This window comes from Enterobacter sp. ZOR0014, assembly GCF_000798855.1.
Taxonomy (GTDB): domain Bacteria; phylum Pseudomonadota; class Gammaproteobacteria; order Enterobacterales; family Enterobacteriaceae; genus Enterobacter; species Enterobacter kobei.
Map to the genome: position 1 here is coordinate 1 of NZ_JTLF01000060.1, position 1,176 is coordinate 1,176.

Annotated in this window: 2 protein-coding genes; both read right to left on the minus strand. The window is 57.5% G+C overall.

The features are described from left to right. Positions 1 to 92: 92 nt before the first annotated feature. Positions 93 to 1,097: an ornithine carbamoyltransferase gene (gene argF, locus L977_RS02400; RefSeq protein ID WP_047624598.1), complete on the minus strand. Its 1,005-nt coding sequence runs from the start codon at positions 1,095 to 1,097 to the stop codon at positions 93 to 95. Beyond that, the gene (argL, locus tag L977_RS24875; protein WP_213014371.1) at positions 1,067 to 1,162 is read right to left on the minus strand and encodes a putative translational regulatory protein ArgL; all 96 of its coding nucleotides are present in this window, start codon (positions 1,160 to 1,162) and stop codon (positions 1,067 to 1,069) included. The genes argF and argL overlap by 31 nt, the downstream gene beginning before the upstream one ends. Positions 1,163 to 1,176: the final 14 nt, after the last annotated feature.

Genomic DNA, 1,176 nt, shown 5'->3' on the forward strand with positions numbered 1-1,176 from the left:
TCGCTTGCACGGGCCTACGGGTTTTGTAGGCCGGGTAAGCGCAGCGTCACCCGGCAAGAAGAGCGCACCGAATAAAAATGTGGGAGAGAGGATCACTCCCCAAGCGTCGCCACCATCACCGCCTTAATCGTATGCATCCGGTTTTCCGCCTGGTCGAACACGATGCTCGCCGCCGACTCAAACACCTCGTCCGTCACCTCCATCCCGCCGTGCAGATCAAACTCTTTCGCCATCTGCTTGCCGAGCGTAGTTTGGTCGTCATGGAACGCCGGCAGACAGTGCAGGAACTTGACGTTCGGGTTGCCGGTCAGCGCCATCATCTCCGCGTTCACCTGATACCCGCGCAGCAGCGCAATCCGCTCCGCCCACTTCTCTTTGGCTTCGCCCATCGACACCCACACGTCGGTATAGATAAAGTCCGCGCCCTTCACGCCGGCCGCCACGTCTTCCGTCAGGGTGATTTTGCCGCCGTGCTTCTCTGCCAGCGCGCTGCACTCCGCTACCAGGCTCTCTTCCGGCCAGCAGGCTTTCGGTGCCACCAGGCGCAGATCCAGCCCGGTCAGCGCCGCCGCTTCCAGCATCGAGTTGCCCATGTTGTTGCGCGCATCGCCCGCGTAGACCAGCGTCATCTCGTTAAACGCTTTGCCCGGCAGGTGCTCCTGCATGGTCAGCAGGTCCGCCAGCAGCTGCGTCGGGTGGAACTCGTTGGTCAGGCCGTTCCACACCGGCACGCCCGCATATTGCGCCAGCGTTTCGACCACGTCCTGGCCGTGGCCGCGATACTGAATGCCGTCGTACATCCGCCCGAGCACCCGTGCGGTGTCCTTAATTGACTCTTTATGCCCAATCTGGCTGCCGCTCGGCCCTAAATAAGTGACGCGTGCGCCCTGGTCAAATGCGGCAACTTCGAAAGAGCATCGTGTACGGGTCGAGTCTTTTTCGAAGATGAGCGCGATGTTTTTACCGGTAAGCTTTTGTACTTCCTTGCCCTTTTTTTTATCGGCTTTGAGCTGTGCGGCAAGAGTCAGCAGAGAAGTGAACTGTGCAGGGGTAAAGTCGAGCAATTTCAGAAAGTGTTTCTTGTACAAATCGGACATTTTATCCTCGCCTGGCGAACGCCACTTATTGAATTAAAATTCACTTTATATGTGTAATTATTCATTTGCAACCCCGTTT